The sequence below is a fragment of the Flavobacterium sp. XN-5 genome, from assembly GCF_008033395.2.
Classification (GTDB): domain Bacteria; phylum Bacteroidota; class Bacteroidia; order Flavobacteriales; family Flavobacteriaceae; genus Flavobacterium; species Flavobacterium hiemivividum.
On the sequence record NZ_VOGZ02000004.1, the window covers coordinates 255,302 to 274,888 of the forward strand.

General features: G+C 35.0%; 12 protein-coding genes. 2 read left to right on the plus strand and 10 right to left on the minus strand.

From position 1 onward, the window contains the following. Window positions 1-31 precede the first annotated feature (31 nt). From FQU23_RS09630 to FQU23_RS09660, 7 genes are all read right to left on the minus strand, one after another. The gene (locus FQU23_RS09630) at window positions 32-2,278 is read right to left on the minus strand and encodes a GH92 family glycosyl hydrolase (protein WP_147673620.1); all 2,247 of its coding nucleotides are present in this window, start codon (window positions 2,276-2,278) and stop codon (window positions 32-34) included. 86 nt (window positions 2,279-2,364) lie between these two features. Beyond that, window positions 2,365-3,477, minus strand: a complete 1,113-nt coding sequence (locus FQU23_RS09635) for a family 10 glycosylhydrolase (protein WP_147673621.1) — start codon at window positions 3,475-3,477, stop codon at window positions 2,365-2,367. A gap of 24 nt (window positions 3,478-3,501) precedes the next feature. Continuing rightward, window positions 3,502-4,623 (minus strand): glycoside hydrolase family 18 protein, encoded by a 1,122-nt coding sequence (locus tag FQU23_RS09640; RefSeq protein WP_147673622.1) that lies wholly within the window; start codon window positions 4,621-4,623, stop codon window positions 3,502-3,504. Window positions 4,624-4,664: 41 nt separating this feature from the next. Then, window positions 4,665-5,735: a carbohydrate-binding family 9-like protein gene (locus FQU23_RS09645; RefSeq protein ID WP_147673623.1), complete on the minus strand. Its 1,071-nt coding sequence runs from the start codon at window positions 5,733-5,735 to the stop codon at window positions 4,665-4,667. Between the two features lie 8 nt (window positions 5,736-5,743). Next, complete coding sequence (locus FQU23_RS09650; RefSeq protein WP_147673624.1) at window positions 5,744-6,709, minus strand: glycoside hydrolase family 130 protein; 966 nt, start codon at window positions 6,707-6,709, stop codon at window positions 5,744-5,746. A gap of 4 nt (window positions 6,710-6,713) precedes the next feature. Beyond that, window positions 6,714-8,591 (minus strand): sodium:solute symporter family protein, encoded by a 1,878-nt coding sequence (locus FQU23_RS09655; protein ID WP_147673625.1) that lies wholly within the window; start codon window positions 8,589-8,591, stop codon window positions 6,714-6,716. A gap of 6 nt (window positions 8,592-8,597) precedes the next feature. After that, complete coding sequence (locus tag FQU23_RS09660; protein WP_147673626.1) at window positions 8,598-10,865, minus strand: GH92 family glycosyl hydrolase; 2,268 nt, start codon at window positions 10,863-10,865, stop codon at window positions 8,598-8,600. 492 nt (window positions 10,866-11,357) lie between these two features. Here FQU23_RS09660 and FQU23_RS09665 point away from each other — a divergent pair, with 492 nt between their 5' ends. Then, window positions 11,358-12,149, plus strand: coding sequence for a sensor histidine kinase (locus FQU23_RS09665; protein WP_317165196.1), 792 nt, complete (start codon window positions 11,358-11,360; stop codon window positions 12,147-12,149). 54 nt (window positions 12,150-12,203) lie between these two features. Beyond that, complete coding sequence (locus FQU23_RS09670) at window positions 12,204-12,914, plus strand: LytR/AlgR family response regulator transcription factor (protein WP_147673628.1); 711 nt, start codon at window positions 12,204-12,206, stop codon at window positions 12,912-12,914. A gap of 296 nt (window positions 12,915-13,210) precedes the next feature. Here FQU23_RS09670 and FQU23_RS09675 read toward each other — a convergent pair whose 3' ends face one another. From FQU23_RS09675 to FQU23_RS09685, 3 genes are all read right to left on the minus strand, one after another. After that, window positions 13,211-15,124 (minus strand): SusD/RagB family nutrient-binding outer membrane lipoprotein, encoded by a 1,914-nt coding sequence (locus FQU23_RS09675; protein WP_147673629.1) that lies wholly within the window; start codon window positions 15,122-15,124, stop codon window positions 13,211-13,213. Between the two features lie 19 nt (window positions 15,125-15,143). Beyond that, on the minus strand, window positions 15,144-18,266 hold the full coding sequence (locus FQU23_RS09680) for a SusC/RagA family TonB-linked outer membrane protein (RefSeq protein ID WP_147673630.1): 3,123 nt from the start codon (window positions 18,264-18,266) through the stop codon (window positions 15,144-15,146). A 610-nt stretch (window positions 18,267-18,876) separates the two neighbouring features. Then, the gene (locus FQU23_RS09685; RefSeq protein WP_132110907.1) at window positions 18,877-19,566 is read right to left on the minus strand and encodes an SIMPL domain-containing protein; all 690 of its coding nucleotides are present in this window, start codon (window positions 19,564-19,566) and stop codon (window positions 18,877-18,879) included. Between the last annotated feature and the right edge of the window lie 21 nt (window positions 19,567-19,587).

Consider the following 19,587-nt stretch of genomic DNA (forward strand, 5'->3'; position numbering starts at 1 on the left):
ACTCAGCTTCCGCCTGACACTCAGGCTTTTATTATTTATATATTTTTGAAGACGTCGCCATCGTGTTTTTGTTATTTTTATTTGGAGTTTTCCCCATAGTAAACAACAAATTTCCGCCTTGCATAATCTCCTTATGCGTAATGTAATTTCTATTTATTTCTTTTCCATTTAATGTAATGGACTGAATATATATGTTTTCTGAATTATTATTTTTCGCTTTTACGGCAAACGTTTTTCCGTTTTCTAAATTAATCACAGCCGAATCAACCAAAGGTGATCCAAAGGCATACACACCTTGCGCAGGATTTACTGGATAAAAGCCCAAAGAATTGAATACATACCAAGACGACATTTGTCCGCAGTCTTCGTTTCCACAATGTCCGTTAGGTTCGTTTTTATATTGAGTTTCTAAAATTTCTCGAACAAGCTTTTGTGTTTTCCAAGGTTTTCCAATGTAATTGTACAAATAAGCCACGTGATGACTAGGCTCATTTCCATGCGCATACTGACCAATCATTCCGGTACTAAAAATAGGCAATTTGTCTTCTGGAAGCGGATTTAAACTAAACATGGTATCCAGTTTTTCTGAAAGTTTTTCGTTTCCACCAATAATTTCGGTTAGCCCTTCTATATCGTGCTGAACTGACCAAAAATACTGCCAAGCATTGCTTTCGCAGAAATAAGCCGAATACTCTTTTGGCACAAAATCCTTCAAAAAACTACCATCTGTCAATTTCGGACGCATAAATGTGCTTTGCGAATCGTAAACATTTCGCCAGTTTTCAGAGCGTTTTAAAAAGGTATTGTAATCTTCGGTTTTCCCCACAGCTTTTGCAAATTGTGCAATACACCAATCGTCATAAGCATATTCTAAAGTTTTAGAAACCGACCAGTTTTCGTGGTGTTCATCCACAGGAACATAGCCTAATTTCATGTACGTATCAATTTGTCTGGAATGATCGATGGCACTTTTAATACAGGCTTCATAAGCCAACTCAGTATCAAAATTTTCGATTCCTTTAAAATAGGCATCGACAATAACCGGAACCGCGTGGTAACCAATCATCATATTCGTTTCATTGCCTTGCATGGACCATACCGGAAGTAAACCCGTTTCCTTGTAATGGGCTAATAACGAATTCACCATATCTGAAACTCGATTAGGATGAATAATCGTGTACAATGGATGCGCCGCTCTGTAAGTATCCCACAATGAAAAAGTATCGTATCTATTGAATCCTTTTGCGTTCATGGTTTTATCATTAGCCCCTTTATAATTTCCATCGTGGTCGCTTAATAAAGTAGGTGCTAACATAGACTGATACAACATCGTGTAAAAAATCTTCTTTTTCGTCTCGTCGGCTATTGTAATATCAATTTTACCAAGCTGCTTTTCCCATTTGTTTTCGGCTTCTTTTTTCAATGCGTCGAAATCAAAACTAGGGGCTTCTACAGCTAAAGATTTGTAAGCGCCTTCTATACTAGCCGTTGAAATTCCTGTTTTTAAAACAATTTGTTCCTTTTCTGAAGTACTATAATTCAGAATGATTTTCGTGTTTTTGTCGGTAACTGGTGAACTTGTTTCCTGATTGTTTTTAAATAATTGGTAACTCTTAAATGGCTTCGATAATTTGATCACAAAATATACCCTTTGGTCTTTTGCCCAGCCAGATGATTTTCGATAACCTTCAATAGTATTATCGTCAACCACTTTTAAATGCGTTTCCGTAGGACTGTCCCAGTTTAGAGCATACCCTAAATCGATATGAATTTGGCTGTTATCGTCCTTTGGAAAAGTATATCTATGAATACCCGTTCTTTCGGTTGCAGTAAGCTCTGCTTTGATGCCGTAATCCAATAAATCCACCGCATAATATCCTGGAGATGCCGTTTCTTTTTCATGCGAAAAGCTGGAGAATGGCTTGAAACTATTAGCTGCTACTCGTTTTGAAAACCGGCTGTTTGTTGGCATTACTAAAATATCGTACAAATCTCCAGCTCCTGTTCCTGATAAATGCATGTGAGAAAATCCAGAAATAATGGAATCTTGGTAAAAGTAACCAGCAATCCTATCCCAACCTGGAATACCAATATCGGGACTTAATTGCACCATACCAAAAGGAACCGTAGCTCCTGGATAAGTATTTCCTGGTCCATCTGTTCCAATAAAAGGGTTTACAAAAGTTGTTAATTTAACTTGGCTGATCGCTTCTTTTGCTCCTTGACAATTAATCAAGAAAACAGAACAAAATAGAATTATGAAACCAAATTTTTTCATTACTTTTTATTTAAAATATTTATTAAATACGCAATCAAAGTCAATACATTGCTGCAAATTCATTTTTATAATTAGTTGAAAACGAATTATTTCTTAAAGCTTTCTTTAGTTTCTTTAATTGCTTTCAAATATTCATCTGTTAATGTGGGACCATCAAAAAACGTAACACCTTTGGCTCCATTCTCTTTTGCGTAGCGAATGGCTTGTTTCAATTCTTCAGCAGATTTAAATGGTGGAATGTAAATTCCAGTATTCACGCCAATGTTTTTTGAAGCGACATCCTCCACTCCTTGCTTAGTAGCGAAACCTATCCAGTCAATTTCTTCATTATAAAACCCATGATAAATCATTGGATACACTTCGTCAATATCCCATTTATCCCAACGCTGACGCACCATATGATCTGCCATTTCTGGATAAGGAAATACGGCCGCCGTTAATTTTTTGTTGTTGTCGTGGACAATTTTATAGGCATCAGCAACCAACGCTTTTATAGCATTTAATCTAAATTGCTTCCATTCCATGTCGATAGATGTATTTTTACTATCTCTTGGATTTTTATGATGTTCCTTTTCAAACGCACTTACACATGCATCGCAATAGCAAAAATCATATTCTGCCATTTCAGTTTCTTGTTTTAAATTGTATGTAGGAAGCAAGCCGATAGGCAAGAAAATATCTGGAAAACGGATGTAATCTAAATGAACGCTTTCAATCCCTTCTACTTTTGCTAAACCTTCTACTAAACCTAAAATATGATTTCTAGATTCTGTTCTTGTCGGACATAACCATTGGTAATACCCTACATAAGGACGGGTATCAAAGCACGATTTCCCCTCTCTACTTACCATATACCACTCCGGATGTTGCAATGCAATGGAATCGCCAGGACGATTCACAGCCATAATCCATGCATGTACTTTTAAACCTTCTTCTTTAGCTATTGGCACTAAACGGGCTAATTCTTTTGGATCAGTTGATGTGTTTATCAAAACTTCATCAATACCAGCTGCTTTGTATCTTTTGAATTCGGCTGTATACGCCTCATTCGTTTTATCTTTACTTGAAGTAATCCAGGTTCCAAATTTAAAATCTGAACCATCGATTGTAGCTTCAGAAGCATCCTTTTTCTCTTCTTTTTGGTTGCAACCTACCACAACTAAAATAGACAATAGAACTAACAGAAATTTTGCTTGCATAGGAATGTATTTACTAATTACAATTTACTTTAAACTCTCAAAAAGTGTATTCAATAGTTCTTGATCTTTATCTAGACTATATTCCCAAAACATAGCCCCTCCGAGTCCATTTTCTTTAATATATGTTGCTTTTAACTTGATGTCTTTTGGTGTTTCCCAAGACACAAAAATTTTATCTATAGCATTCCAGAGATACGATGCTTTCGCAGACTCATCATACCGTTTTTCATACTTTCCTGATTTTAATTTATCAAGAATTTCCCAATAGGATACAATCATCCCTCCTTCATTTGCCGAGCCATATAAAACCGCATCTGCAGACGCCACTTTCTCCCATTGTCTTCCATAAAAAGGAATCCCCATAACCAATTTATTCACAGGAACACCCGCTTTTATATGCCTGTCAATAGCTTCAACACCGCTATTTCCGCCATATTTTTCCTTGTTAGAAGGATACAAATTTGCGTGATGTCCAGTTTGGTACATCCATCCTTGATAAAAATCATAGCACATCACATTGATAAAATCAAGATATTTATGTGCTTTCCCTAAATCAGTATGGTCAATATATACCTGATCTGCTCCGGTAGCAATGGTCAGTAAATAATGAGCATTATCTTTTTCTCCTTGAGCATCTAAAGCTCTACGTATATCTGCCAATAGCAAGGTGAAATTATCCTTGTCTGACGGACGGAAAACGTTGTCTTCTGCACGTTGTCCTGGATACTCCCAATCAAGATCGACGCCATCAAAACCATGTTTTAATAGTAGTTCAACACAGCTTGCTGCGAATTTCTTCCGAGTACTTTCATAAGCCGCCATACTTGAAAATTGGTCAGACCAAACCCAACCACCAACAGAATACAGCACTTTTAAATTTGGATTTTGCTTTTTAAGTGACATCAAAGTTGCAATTTTAGCAGCATCAGTGTCCAACTCAAATTTTGCCTTTCCTTCCACAATATTTGCAAATGCAAAATTAATATGTGTAAGTTTCGTTGCATCAATTAGCGAAAAATCATATTTCTCATACCCTGCGGCATAGCCAATGATCTTCATATCTGTATTCGACTTTACTTGTTTATCAATTGCACTACCACAAGAAAAAAACAAGGGTAAAAGAAAAATTAATTTTATCAATTTCATAATAGGTCTATTTTCAAAGCTTTTAGCCTTCTCTCTACAATTTATTTTATTACAAATTTCCCGTCCTCGTTTATAATCAATAATTTACTTGAAAACGGACTTTTAACTGAAATTGTCCATCCAAAACTATGATTTTCAAGGATTGGCTTTATTGTTTTATCTTCTATAGTTATTGGCGCTCCCGCGAAAGAACTAATAGAAGTAAACCAGGTGTGTCTTTTATCATAATGAGATTTCTGAGCACGATACAATTCGAATAATTTCCATTTGATTTTCTCATCATTCGGAATTTCAAAACTATCCTTCGCTCCTACTTCTTTCGAAGAAAAATAAACATAACCCCATTTCTCTGGTTCGTGCATGTTGACTACACCTTGTGGCGACCAAACCCAGTTGTACTCTGGAAGGTAGGCGCCTTTAGCATCTTTTTTTCTCTCATATTTGCCATCGTTAAGTTGAAAGTCCCAGTTAACTCTCGAAAAATTAACGCGCCAAAACTTATTTTTAGGCACATTCTTATGGAAATAAGACGTTTTATAAACACTCCAAGGAATCGCTAACTCAACTACCCAACCTTTGTCTACATCCTTAGGATTGTTTAAAGTACCGTCAATTTTTATTGCAGATTTTAGTCCCGTGGCATTCCAATCATTTAAAACAACATTCGTTTCACGATATGGTTTTGAAATAAACAAATCCCAAACGGTATTAATCGCATTGATTTCTAATTCGTAATAATTTTGAGCATCACCGCTTGGATCTACAAAAACTTCGAAATCATTATTGTGAAAAATGATCGCGTCGTGCTCTGTAATATCTGCCCAAACATGGGGTTCCTCCATTTTGGCTAATATGTAAAAATAAGTATCATCCCATAGCATTTTGACCTGCGTTTTATAAGCAGGTTTTTTAACCCCTTCGATATCAATAAAAGGATCCGACCAATTTACTTTGCTCCAAGAAACATCGGTATCGCTGCCATCAACCACAATGCTTTCTAAAGTGTGGTAGGCGATGTAACTTTCAGGAATAGCGCCTTTTTTTGATTGCGCACAAACCATTATTGATACACCCAAACACAAAATTGCCAAATATTTATATTTCGAATACATACTTAATTTTATAAACTATTATCTTTTGTAAACTGAATCACTTCGCTCAGTTTACCGAATGCGATAGCCACCGAAGTATCTGCTGCTCCGTAATACACGACTAATTTATCTTCCTTTTCGTCGTGTAATGCCGCACATGGAAATACTACATTTGGCACATCTCCTGTTGTTTCATAAATTTCTGCAGGACCTAATAAATAGGGTTGCGTTCTATATTTGACCTTATCAGGTTGATTTTCATCAAGCAATGCTGCTCCCATTGCATAACGGAAACCATTACATGTATTTATAACACCGTGATAAATCATTAGCCATCCTTCTTTTGTTAAAATAGGAATTGGTCCAGCTCCAATTTTGGTACATTGCCAAGCACTATCTTCAAAAGGAGTTGCTTTCATAACGCAACGGTGCTCTCCCCAATATTTCATATCTGGGCTATAGCTGATGTAAATATCTCCAAAAGGAGTATGACCATTATCACTTGGACGACTTAACATCGCGAATTTTCCATTTATTTTCTGTGGAAACAAAACTCCGTTTCTGTTGAAAGGTAGAAAGGCATTTTCGCACTGAAAAAATTCTTTAAAGTCGAAAGTATACCCAATTCCAATTGTTGGTCCGTGGTATCCATTGCACCAAGTAATCCAATAGCGGTCTTCGATAAAAACCACACGTGGATCATATTTATAATCAGACTCAATCATTTCAGTATTCCCAGCTTGCATGACGATAGGATCGTGATTAATGTCCCAATTGATTCCGTCTTTACTAAAACCAGCAAAAATATTCATTTGGACTGCTTTGTTATCGCATCGAAAAACACCTGCAAAACCGTCTCCAAAAGGTACAACTGCACTATTAAAAATACTGTTTGATGATGGAATATCATATCTGTTTATGATAGGATTTTCAGTATATCGCCACATCACATCTTGACAATTATCGGGCTTGTCTTGCCATGGAATTGTATTCATCGTTTTAATCTTTATATTTTTTAACTTTATCGAACCAAGTGAATTTTAAAATAACTGTAGTTATTATAAAAACCAATAACACCAACCACATTTTTGGATAATCTCTTATCAAGAAATAAATAGGTAATAAAATCATGCTGGATTGCCATACCACTCCAACCAAACAATTTAACATATCACTTACAAAATCATTGTTTTTATCAACCGTATTGTCATCTGCGTGCAACGCTTTATAAACTGGCCCCCAAAACCCCCAAGGTCTCACGTTTTTATAGAACTCTTTTAAGGTTTCCATTGAGGTTGCTGGTGTAAGCAGTGTTCCTAGAAACGAACCTAACAATGACACTATAAATATGAAAGGAAACATATAAATTGCTGGAATTTGTGATACCTCATAAAGCCAAGATCCTGGCTCGAAACTATCTTTATTATTATCTAATAAAAATTGTAATGTTGCTATAAATAAACCGGCGGTCATTCCCCAGAAATAACCCCATCCATTAAAACGCCACCAAATCCACTTCAAAAAATTTGCTGCTACATAACCGCCATAAAGCGCACTAGTAATCCATAAAGTTATCGAGTTAATAGATCCCGCAAAGAACCCCATAATTACTCCCAATATAACTATAGCAAATGAGGCAACATGACTTGCTTTTATATAATGCTTGTCTGTCGCTTCTGGCTTAAAATATTTTTTATAAATATCGTTAACAATATAAGCGGGTCCTGAGTTAACAAATGCTGAAAACGTAGACATAAATGCCGCTAAAAGCCCTGCTAACAATAATCCTTTTAGACCTACAGGCACATATTCATTAATTACTTTTGGCAAAATAATTTCTAAATCGGCTAAACTCAAGGTATTTGAGACCGCCATTTCTGGCGCTAAATGCACTAACGCAAGAACTACAACACCACCAATTAATAAATAACGCGGAATAAAAAGCACTAGGTTTGTAAAACCACTCATGTATGCTGCTTCTTTTACTGATCGTGTGGATAAAATGCGCTGCATATCATAACTAGGTGTTGGACCAGCAATACTTGCAAAAAAACCTTTAAACAAAGACATACCTATAAAAGCGCCAAACATTTTATATCCTTGCGTGTCAATAAGATTATTAAACGCTTCAAACTTGCCTGTCCACGAACCTTCTAGTTGACTAGAAAATAAGACATTAGACCATTCTGCCGAAATAACACTATTTATCTGAACGTCAGTTACGGTGACAAAGGCATAGCCGGCGATTAAAACACCTGCTATAACCATAATTCCATATTGTAACACTTCTGTCGCTACTACAGAAAACATTCCGCCTTTAATGGTGTAGATTGTTGTCAAAAATATAATAAGGAGCGCATAATTTTGATCTGATGTTAGAAACACAGCATCGTTTAGCATCAGCGTTAAATCCCATGGCAAAATGATGGTCATAAATTTACCTACACCTTCAAAGAAGTATGCTATAAATCCTATGGATGCAATAATAGCAAAAATAGCCACTACTAAGTGCGAAGCCCGACCAGATTTATCATCACCAAAACGTGTTAAAATCCATTCAGATCCCGTCATAATATTAGACCGCCTTATCCAGGCTGCTAAGAAAATCATGATAAAAATTTGGTTCCAAATAGGCCACATCCACATGAACATAAAACTCTTTACGCCATATAAAAAAAGGATACCAACCATCCAGGCTGTTCCGGAGACATCAAACATTCCCGATCCATTACTAAGCCCTAAGTAGTACCATTTGATACTTTTCCCACCCAGGAAATAAGAATCTAATCCTTGGGAAGCTCTTTTTGAAATCCAAATTCCAACACCCAAGGTTAAGGCGATGTAAATCGCAATAATTGCAACATCAATTATATTCATTTTCCTTTAGTTTTTAGTTTGTTGTTGCGCTTTGTCTCTTATTCCCCAATTTTTATTGGGTTTATTCCCCATAACAAAATGCAACGTACCGCCTTTTAAAATATCTTGATGTGACAATGTCGTTTTATTAAAAGGTTTTCCGTTTAATGTAGCTGATTGTATGTAGAAATTATTATGCGAAACATGTTTAGCTTCAATCACAAACATTTTATTTTCTGGAAGATTAATAGTTGATTTTTCGAAAATTGGACTTCCTATTTCATACTCACCCGAGGCAGGATTCATAGGATATAAACCAATAGAACTCAAAACGTACCAAGCACTCATTTGTCCGCAGTCTTCATTACCACTTAATCCATTTGGCGTTGTATTGTATTGGGTATCCATAATATGACGCGCCCAATATTGTGTGCGCCAAGGTTGATTAGCATGATTGAACATATAAGCGATGTGGTGACTCGGTTCGTTACCATGCGCATATTGACCAATAAGTCCTGTAATATCAGCAGAAACATTATCACCTGTAATTTCAGAACTCTCTGTGAATAGTTTTTCTAAACGACCTGCAAATTGATCGTTACCACCATGAATTTCAATTAAATTATCCACTGCATGAGGTACAAACCAACTGTGTTGCCAAGCGTTACCTTCAGTATAATCAGTTTGTTCTCTATGGTTCGAATGTTTAGGATCGAAAGGTGTATTCCACGATTTTCCATCAACTGATTTTCCGCGCATAAACCCACTTTCATTATCAAAAAGATATTGGTACGCTTTAGATCGATTTAAGAAATACTGATAATCAGCCTCTTTACCTAGTTCTTTGGCCATTTGAGCCACACACCAATCATCATAAGCATATTCTAAAGTAATAGTAACTGATTCATCTATTAAACTATAAGGTATAAACCCGTATTTTTTATAATAGATAAGTCCGCGGTCGTTTTTCATCATGGTGTTTTTCATCGCTTCAAAAGCTTTTTCAGCATCAAAGCCACGAATTCCTTTTTTATATGCTTCTACAATTACTGGAATCGAATGATACCCTGTCATCGTGTTAGTTTCGTTTCCGTATAATGTCCAAACCGGTAATGTTTTTTTAGTTTCGTAATAGGCTAACATCGAATTAACAATATCAGAAACTCTATCAGGAGCGATAAGCGTTAACAAAGGATGCTCCGCTCTAAAGGTGTCCCAAAGTGAAAGTGTCGAATAAGCCGTGTAATTCTTGGCAGTGACAATACTGTCATTTTCTAATCTAAACTGTCCGTTTTTATCACTAAAAGTTACTGGCGCTACTTGTGCATGGTATAATGCAGTGTAAAATATAGTTTTTAAAGAATCTACCGGAGTCTCGACAACAATTTGCGACAAAGCCGAATTCCATAATTTATTAGCCGCTTTCTTGGTGTCTTCAAAAGTAGCGTCTGCTGGAACTAAATTGTCTTTGGCATTAGCCACACTTACAGAAGAAAGCGCTACTTGAACGTTTAACTCCTTAGTATTAGCAGCGTCAAAAAATAATTGCGCCGAAGTCTTAGGTGCTTTGACTGAAGCTTCTTTCGTAATTGCACCATTTTGATACAAATTATGAGTTGCTATTGGTTTTGAAAATTTGGCAACAAAAAATACTTTTTGGTTGTTAGCCCAACCTTTGCTGTGACGGTAACCGCTTATCGTATAATCATCTTCTACTTTTAAGGAAGTTTCAACAGCTTTATCCCAGTTGATGGCAAACCCTAAATCAATAACTACCGCTTGTTTATCACCTTCTTTAAAGGTGTATTTATGAAAAGCAGTTCTTGTCGAAGTAGTAAGTTCTACATTAACATTGTGGTCCTGTAAGAAAACTTGGTAGTAACCTGGGGTCGCTTTTTCGTTTTTATGGCTGTAAGACGATTTGTAAGCGATGCTATCTCGCGAAGTTGCCTTTACAGATAAATCTACCTCTTTGTTTACTGGCATAAAAATAATATCCGCTAGATCTCCAATACCCGTTCCGCTCAAGCTCAAATGACTGAAACCAATCGCTACATCATCTGAATAGTGGTAACCTGAACACCAGTCCCAAGCACTCACTCCGTTTACCGGACTTACTTGTAACATTCCAAAAGGAACAGTCGCACCTGGATAAGTATGTCCGTGTCCTCCGGTTCCAATAAATGGATCCACATAACTACTTAGGTCTGTAATCTCATTCTCTTTTTCTTCTGCAGTTTTATTACAGCTTATTAGTAGAGCAGCGGCTAGAATAATTAGATATTTATTTTTCATGATTCTATTTTAATCTGATTTATTAAATGCTTCTTGTGTATAAAAATTCTAAAATAATAATGAATCTATCAGCTATTCCTCCTTCTCGGGTAATAAGCGTTTTTCAGCAAAAAATAAATTCAAAATAACTTCAATTGATAAATTTTCATAAATTTAGCCGAAATTAAAATAAATTTAGACGTACGACACCTTAAGTCTCCTGAACATCATAAAAAATATTTTTTAATGAACTATACATCTAATCGATTACACAAAATATCATTTTGGCATCACATTATTTTTTGGTCTGTCTATTTTCTTTTCAATACTTTTAGATGGGGAAGTTACTTTAATGACTACTTATATTCTTTAAAAACAAATCTTCTGGGATTCCCTATTCATATTATTTTATGTTATTTCAATATTTATTTCCTGATGCCAAAATTCTTGTTCAACAGAAAATATTTTTTGTATTTAATTCTAATGATATCTGCGCTTTTTTTAATGGTGGTTATGAAGTTTAATCTTACTTATTTCTTAATAAGCACTAATGTCTGGCCCGAGGGACCGCACACCATAACCAAGCTATCATTAAATTACAGTATTGATATGATGTTAGGCGAGCTGTATGTCATCACTTTTGTTACCGCCATTAAAGTAACCTTAGATTTTCTTAAGGAACATAAAAGGGTTGCCGATCTTGAAAAAGCCCAATTAGAAACAGAACTATTGTTTTTAAAATCACAGATTTCACCACACTTTTTCTTCAACACACTCAATAACATTCACTCCTTAGCGCTCGAAAAGTCTAACAAAACACCAAAAATTATTTTAAAGCTTTCAGAGTTAATGCGATACCTACTTTATGAAACAAAACTAGAACGACAATCTTTAGAAAATGAAATACTTTGCATTCAGAATTATTTAGATTTAGAAAAAATTCGCCATGATGATTTATTACGTATCAATATGACTATTTCGGGTGATATATTGGATAAGGAAATAGCGCCCATTATATTGCTGACTTTTGTCGAAAACGCCTTCAAACATGGCGTAAATAAAAACATCGGAATTGTTAAAATCGATATTGACTTTACTATCATTAAAAATTTTCTTTACTTTACCATTACAAATCCACTACCTGCCGTATCAGAGATCAAGAGCAGTCTAGATCAATCTAGCGGAATAGGCTTGGAAAACGTAAAAAAAAGATTAATATTAGGCTACGATCAGCAAGACTATGATCTTAAAATAAGTACTGATAATAACATATTTACCGTCATATTAAAAATAAAAGTAAGTTAAAGAGTATACCGTTATTTCACACAGATTAGGCTCTCATTTTTTAAATTAATACGTATGAAACTTAAATTTTTAATTATTGACGACGAGCCATTAGCTGTTAATGTCATAAAGAATTATTTACAACAAATAGAAAACGCTGAAATAGTAGCGACTTTTAATAATGCTATTGATGGATTGAACTTTTTAAATAACAATACTGTTGATGTAATCTTCCTTGATATTAATATGCCTATTTTGGATGGACTTAATTTTATTAAAAGTTTAAAAGAACCACCTTTAATCATCATTACAAGTGCCTACACCGAGTATGCATCTGAGAGTTTTAACCTTGACGTTCTTGATTATTTGGTAAAACCAATAGAGTTCCCAAGGTTCATGAAGGCTTTAAACAAAGTATATAGCCGTTTAGAAAGCAATAAAGTTGCAGTAGACACTAATAAAAAACGTCCCTTTATTTTCATTAAAATCGATAAGAAAAAAATGAAGAAGATTTTTTTAGACGAAATATTAGTTATCGAATGCCTTAAAGACTATTTAAAAATAAATACCACTAATGGTAAATTCCTTATTCACAGCACCCTATCTGATTTTACAGACCAACTGCCGTCTGGAGAATTCATAAGAATTCACCGATCGTACACGATTGCCATTAATAAAATTGATACAGTAGAGGGTAACAGCCTTGAAATAGATGGAATGCGCTACACCATTGGAAGATCGTATCTGGAAGAGGTCAAGGAAACGATTTTAAATTCTTCTCTTTAATTTTACAACACGATTCTATTAATTCATTTACTTTATAAATCATCAAAAAAAAAAACAGCAATTAATTGCTGTTTTTTTTTTGTAGCCCCTGATGTCTTATTTCGACTTTAGTGATAATTTTCGAACACAAAAACACTTGGAAATTATAGATGCAAGTGCTTAAATATTTTAACTCGATCTTCTGAAAATGAGAAGAAGTTTTATGAAACTAATTTCATAAAACTTCTTCAAATTCAATACATAGCAACTTAGAAAAGCTAGTATGTATTTTTAATAATTATCTATAAAAAACTAACTTACTGTTGTTTTGCCCACCACAATGGAGTAAATACAGAATCAGGACCACCTAATTTACCTACAGCTTGCTGATATCCACCAGGAATATTGCTACCAAAGTTAGAAGGATATTTTAAACGCTGTCCATAAAACTTAACACTGTTAGTCATGTAATTACCCGATGTTAAAGCAGGCATGTCTGTCAACGGGGTTTCAATAGCTGGGTTTTCAAAAAATGGCAAACCAAGTCTTCTATGATCACTCCAAGTTTCTAATGGCAACCATGGCGTTTGAGCAATAAACTTCTGAGTTATAATCTTAGTCAAAAGGTCATTTTTCACAGTTCCATTTTTATATATATTATTTACAGGATACTTCATGTTATAAGTTCCTGTAGCATTAGTATATCCATCTTTATACGTCATTACTACTGTTGCTGGTGGCTCTGCTGTATGTCCCCAACTAACAGAAGTTCCAACTCTATTGTAATCTTGTGAAGTTAAATAAGTACTTAATTGTCCTGAAACATTATTGTAAGCAAAACTAGCTGCAATTCCTTGCTCGTAAGCAGATTGTCCGCTCATAGGTACACTCCAGCCTCTTACTGCTGCTTCAGCAATTAAGAAATAAGATTCCCATGACGCAAAGAAAATTCTTTTATTAGAGCTATTTCTATATTTGTCGGCTAAACGAGGTAATGTCCCTGTGTAGGCATAAATATTATTTTTAACTCCTTTAGACCCCCAATTTCCACCAACATAAGCATTCCAACTGTAAGCAGCGTCAATTTCTTTCACAACTTTATTATCAGCATCCACTAACGTTCTTTTAGTCGTTTTCGCCCCGTTCGTCCAAGATGGGTAAGTATTAAATTGTGGGTTGTTAAAATCACCTGGGATTGCATACAAATCGTAAGCTCTTGGATCCATAGTATTGTGCAAACCGTCAAAGAAAAATCCAGCTGAAGGATCATTTGTCATTGATGTAAAATGGTTCTCAAATTTAAGACCCATATAATTTGCAGGCTTAATATATGAGAGTTTATCTGCAGACAACATATTTGCAGAAGGAACTCCACCTAAACCAATCATTAAGTTGTTTAGGGTTGCTGATATTTCATGATCCCACCATTCTCTTGTCATTACACCAGTATAATCGTTGTAACCTGCAACTTCCTGTACCGCGAAGTTATCAGAAGCATCTTTGATGTATAGATCAGCTACAGCAGCTTCAAACTCTTGTTTTGCTTTAGCTGCATCTACTTCAGATAAACGCATAGCTAAACGCATTCTTAAAGAGTTACCATATTTTTTCCATTTCACATAATCGTAGCCGTAAGCTGGATCCAATTTTTTTAACGAATTGTCTGCATTACCAACGCTAAGATCTAACGCAGTAGTAGCTTCTGCTAATTCTTGCAACATGTAATAATATACCTCTTTCAGATCACTGTATTCTGGATTTGAACCTTGAAATCCATTCACCGGAATCGGTCCGAAATTATCACTCATTTCGCTCATCATATAGGCTCGCCAAATTCTAGCAACTTGTTTAAGATTTGCAGTATAAGGTCTAGCTTTACCAGCTTCCAATTGCTCATCTGCAATTTTAATACCTGCATTAATATTTCTTAACCAAGAAGAAACATAATTATTATAATATTGACTGGTCCAGTCATCATTTGAAGAACCTTCAGATAAAGTTCCTACTCGAGTCATTCTTCCTGCATCATCCCAATACAATACAAAAACACGTTCTGCGATGTTTGGGTCTTGCTGTGCTCCTCCAATAGAACTATTGATAAAATATTCTATTTGTACTTGATCCGCATTTGCTGCAGTCGGGTCTACGTTAACCTCTTCAAAATTGGAACAAGATAGGAAAGTCACTAAGACACCACCCATCAAGCCTATATTTCTTAATATTTTTTTCATAACTAATTTGCTTTAAATTTTAGAAACTTAATGATACGTTAAAAAACACACTACTTGTTGTAGGTGATGACAAATATTCAAAACCTGTTGCATTTGTACCTGTTGCAAAAACAGACTCTGGATCAATACCGTTTAAGCTGTTTTTTATCATCCAAACGTTATTTGCAGACAATCCGATCTTAGCACTTTGAATACCTGTAGCTCCTAACCAGTCTTTTGGCATGGCAAAGTTTACGTTAATATTTCTCAAACGAATATTAGTCGCATCATATATATTAGCCTCATTAATACCTAAGTTACCTGTTCTAGCAGTTATTGCCTCCCAGTATCTTTGTGCAGAAACTGGTAAAGTATTTGCTGTAAATCCTCCAGTTCCATTACTAACAACTCCATCTACAATAAGATCATTTCGTTCTCCATTAACAACAGTAACGGCAGCATTTCCAGATTCTTGTAGTGCATGATTTGATCCTGAAAATATTTCACCACCAAAGCGCGCGTCAATCAAGAAACCAAAAGAAAAGTTTTTATAAGTAAATGTATTAGAAAAACCTAGCATAGCATCTGGTTGTTGTGAACCTAATTTAAATTTCTCACTTGAGGCGATAGGCAATCCATTACCATCCACAATGATTTTTCCAAAATCAGGACTTGTCTTATCTTCCACTCTTGAGTATTTAGTTCCCCAAATTTCACCATAACCACCTCTTTCAACTGCCAAAACAGCTAAATTATCAAAACCACCTAAACGGAATTGTGTTACATCATCTGCTAAACTTTCGATTGTGTTTTTGTTGTGAGAATAGTTTAAACTTGACTCCCAATTGAATCCTTCTGGATTATGAATTACTTTTCCAACAATTGACAATTCAACACCTTGATTTTGAACATCTCCAGCGTTAACTTTTTTAAAGTTATATCCACTCAATGGATCTAAAGGCAAATCGATTAATTGATTAGTAGCGTTAGACTGATACCAAGCAAAATCTAATCCTAAACGATTTTGGAAAAAACGAACTTCTAAACCAAGTTCTTTAGATTTAATTAACTCACTTTTTACCTCAGGGTTGAAAAGTGTTTTATTGGATCCTGCAGTAGTATTATTATTTGCATCGTTTCCTATTGAATAATAATTATACAATTGGTACGGATTCAAGTCATTACCTACAGACGCATAAGACGCTCTAAGTTTACCAAAACTCAACCAAACAGGTAACTCAGCACCTTGTTTAGTCAACATATCAGTTACTACAAATGAAGCACTTATAGATGGATAAAAGAATGATCTGTTTTCTTCACTTAAAGTAGAAGACCAGTCATTACGCCCTGTAAAATCAAGGAAGGCATATCCATCATAATTAATTTGGAAAGTTCCATAGATAGAATTTGTTCTTCTTTCGCTTGAACCTTGTCCTATTGACGGGCTATTTACGCCATTGTTTAATGAAAACAAGTTCGGAACAACAAGATCTCCAGAACTACCATTAAGGTAATTAGATTTTCTTGCCATTAAATTTCCTCCAAGAGTTGCAGCAGTACCAAATTTACCTACAACGTCATCTTTGTTTGCAAGTAACAAGAAACTATAATTTGTTTCGATGAACGAATCTTTTCCAAAACTGTAGCGACCTGTATTATTTCCTGGACTACCTGAATACAATTTAGCTTCATTTGTAGTGTCGTATAAATCGGCTCCCGCTTTAACTTCAGAACTCAACCAATCGTTAACTTGGTATTTTAATGAACCATTTAATAAGAATCGATCTCTTGTATCTGTACTTAATCTATTTTTTGCAGACCAATATGGATTTTCAGAGTTTTCGGCAACAAACCATCTCATTTTTCCGAATTCATCACTAGCATCTCTGTACTCATTAACATCTATTGACGCTGGCATTTGAGCAATAGTACCAAACGCATTATTTACATTACTACCGTTTAAAGGTCTGTTACCAGCCTCCATATTAATGTACTGCACCTTGACGTCTGTAGTCCATCTTTTATCTGCACCAAATTTTGAAACTGCTCTGGTCATCAAATTCAGTCTTTGTAAAGTTGCTCCAGGAATATTACTATCATCTTTTAGATAGTTAACTGATGAATAAAGTGATGTAGCATCTGAAACTTGTTGTTGAAACGACAAACTATAAGTTTGATTGAAACCACCTGTATAAAAGTTTCCTATATTATCATGAGAACTTAATCTTGTAGTATTACCGTTAAAGTCAACTACTTCTTGTCCAGCAATTTTAGGCCCCCAACTTGTACGGGAATCATTTCTAAAAACGCCTTCACTACCTTGACCAAAAGATCTTTGCGTTTCTGGCTCTAAAAACAATCGTTCAAATCCTGTTGTTACAGAAAAAGTAATACCTAGACCTTTTCTTGATTTACCGGTTTTTGTAGTAATTAAAATCACACCATTTCCTGCACGTGAGCCGTATAAGGCTGCTGCAGAAGCTCCTTTTAAAACGGTCATTGTTTCAATATCGTCTGGATTTAAATCACCTAAACCGTTACCTAAATCCTGAGAAGGATTAAAGAAGTCATTATTATCTGCTCCAGTAAAGTTATCCATAGGAACTCCATCCACAACAATAAGCGGCTGATTATCACCTGTAAGCGAACTATTTCCTCTTAAAACAATTTTTGAAGAACTTGCAGGACCATTACTTCCCTTAATAACCTGTAATCCAGAAATTTTTCCAGACAAAGCATTTGCTACATTAGTTTCTCTTGCTTCAGTAAGACTCTGTCCTTTCAATTCTTGCACAGAATATCCTAAAGATTTACGTTCTCTCTTAATACCAAGTGCCGTTACGACAACCTCATCCAGCTTACTAATATCTTCTATAAGTGAAATATTAATAGTACCTCTTCCATTAACTTGAACTACTTGCGACACAAAACCTATATAAGAAAACTCTAAGGCCGTCTCATTATTAGGAACATTTATACTATAATTCCCATCAAAATCTGTAGTAGTCCCATTTGATGTCCCTTTAATAACGATACTTACACCTGGCAGTGCAACCTTCGTAGCCGAATCTACAACAACTCCCTTTACAGTTGTTTGTGCATTCATACCATAAGTACATACCATACATAGTACAAACAGCAATCTGATTACTTTTTTTGTCATAATTTGTTATTTCTTTGATTAGTTAAGTTAAATTAACAACATTAAACATTATCTGATGAAATATTTTCGACTAACAACAATTTTCAAGATGAGTTGGTTCAAATTTTGTTAATTATGTTAAAATACCAGCTTTATTCTTAACATAGAATTAACTTAAAAAATCATTTAAAATAGTAAGTGAAAATTCAATTGTAACAAACATTTAAATTGAAACATTACAACGAGCTAGCTCAGAAACAGATGGCATGCGTGATACGTATGAAAGATGTTGTCTGAAAATAGAAAAGCAAACGGTTATAAATTCGTTAGTTAAATTTAAATACCGGAACTACTTTTTTTATTTTACATCTAAAATAAAACCAATTTTAACAATTTTAACAGATACTTAAACATAAAATAAAACGGCAAAATGACGCTTTATTTTCTTTATGTTTCTTGCTGTTTTAGAGCGAATTTCAAACAAAAAAAACACTTGCAATTTTTAATCACAAGTGTTTTTTGTTTTGAGCACCCGACAAACGAAAAGATGTTTTATGAAACGAACTTCATTTTAGCTATCTGATTACTAATGCTTCGTATATGGCTTTGTTTTAAATTAAAAAAACATCATTTATTCTAATATAAAACTCACGCTTACATTTGCAGTTATCGTGATTTCACCTTCAGCTAGCGTCTCTCTTGGAGCAGAGCTGTCTTCCATAGCCATCGACTTCATTCTTGCATAAATAGGCTGTGGTTGGTAGTTTTGAGAGTTGTCTGATACAGTCATCGCTTTGCCTACTTTTTGCCCTAATACAGACACATAGTCTTCTGCTTTGAGTTTAGCGTCTTTCATCGCTAATTTCCTAGCCTCTGATTGGTGTTGTGCTAATTTTGAAGACTGAAAAACCACATTATCAATTCTATTGATTCCCTGATTCACTAGTCCTTCCATCAACTCATCGTACTGCGATAAATTTCTCAATAGAATTTCAACGGTTTGCGTCGCATTATAACTCGTTTTCTTTTTCTCATAATCATAAACTGGATTCAATGAAACACGCTGCGTTCTATAATCAGCTGGTGCCAAATTCATCTTTTTAATGATTTTAAGAACCGCTTCCATTTGTTGGTCATTTTGCTTTTTTACGTCCTTAGCATTATTCCCTTTTGTTTCCACAGTCGCTGTAATAGTAGCTTGGTCTGGAACAACTTTTACCTTTCCTTCTCCTGCAACACTGATTTGCGGAACTTGTTTGATTTCTTGTGCGTATGACATGGTCATCAACATCATGGACAGAGCTATTAGCGCTTTTTTCATTTTGATTTATTTTAATTAATT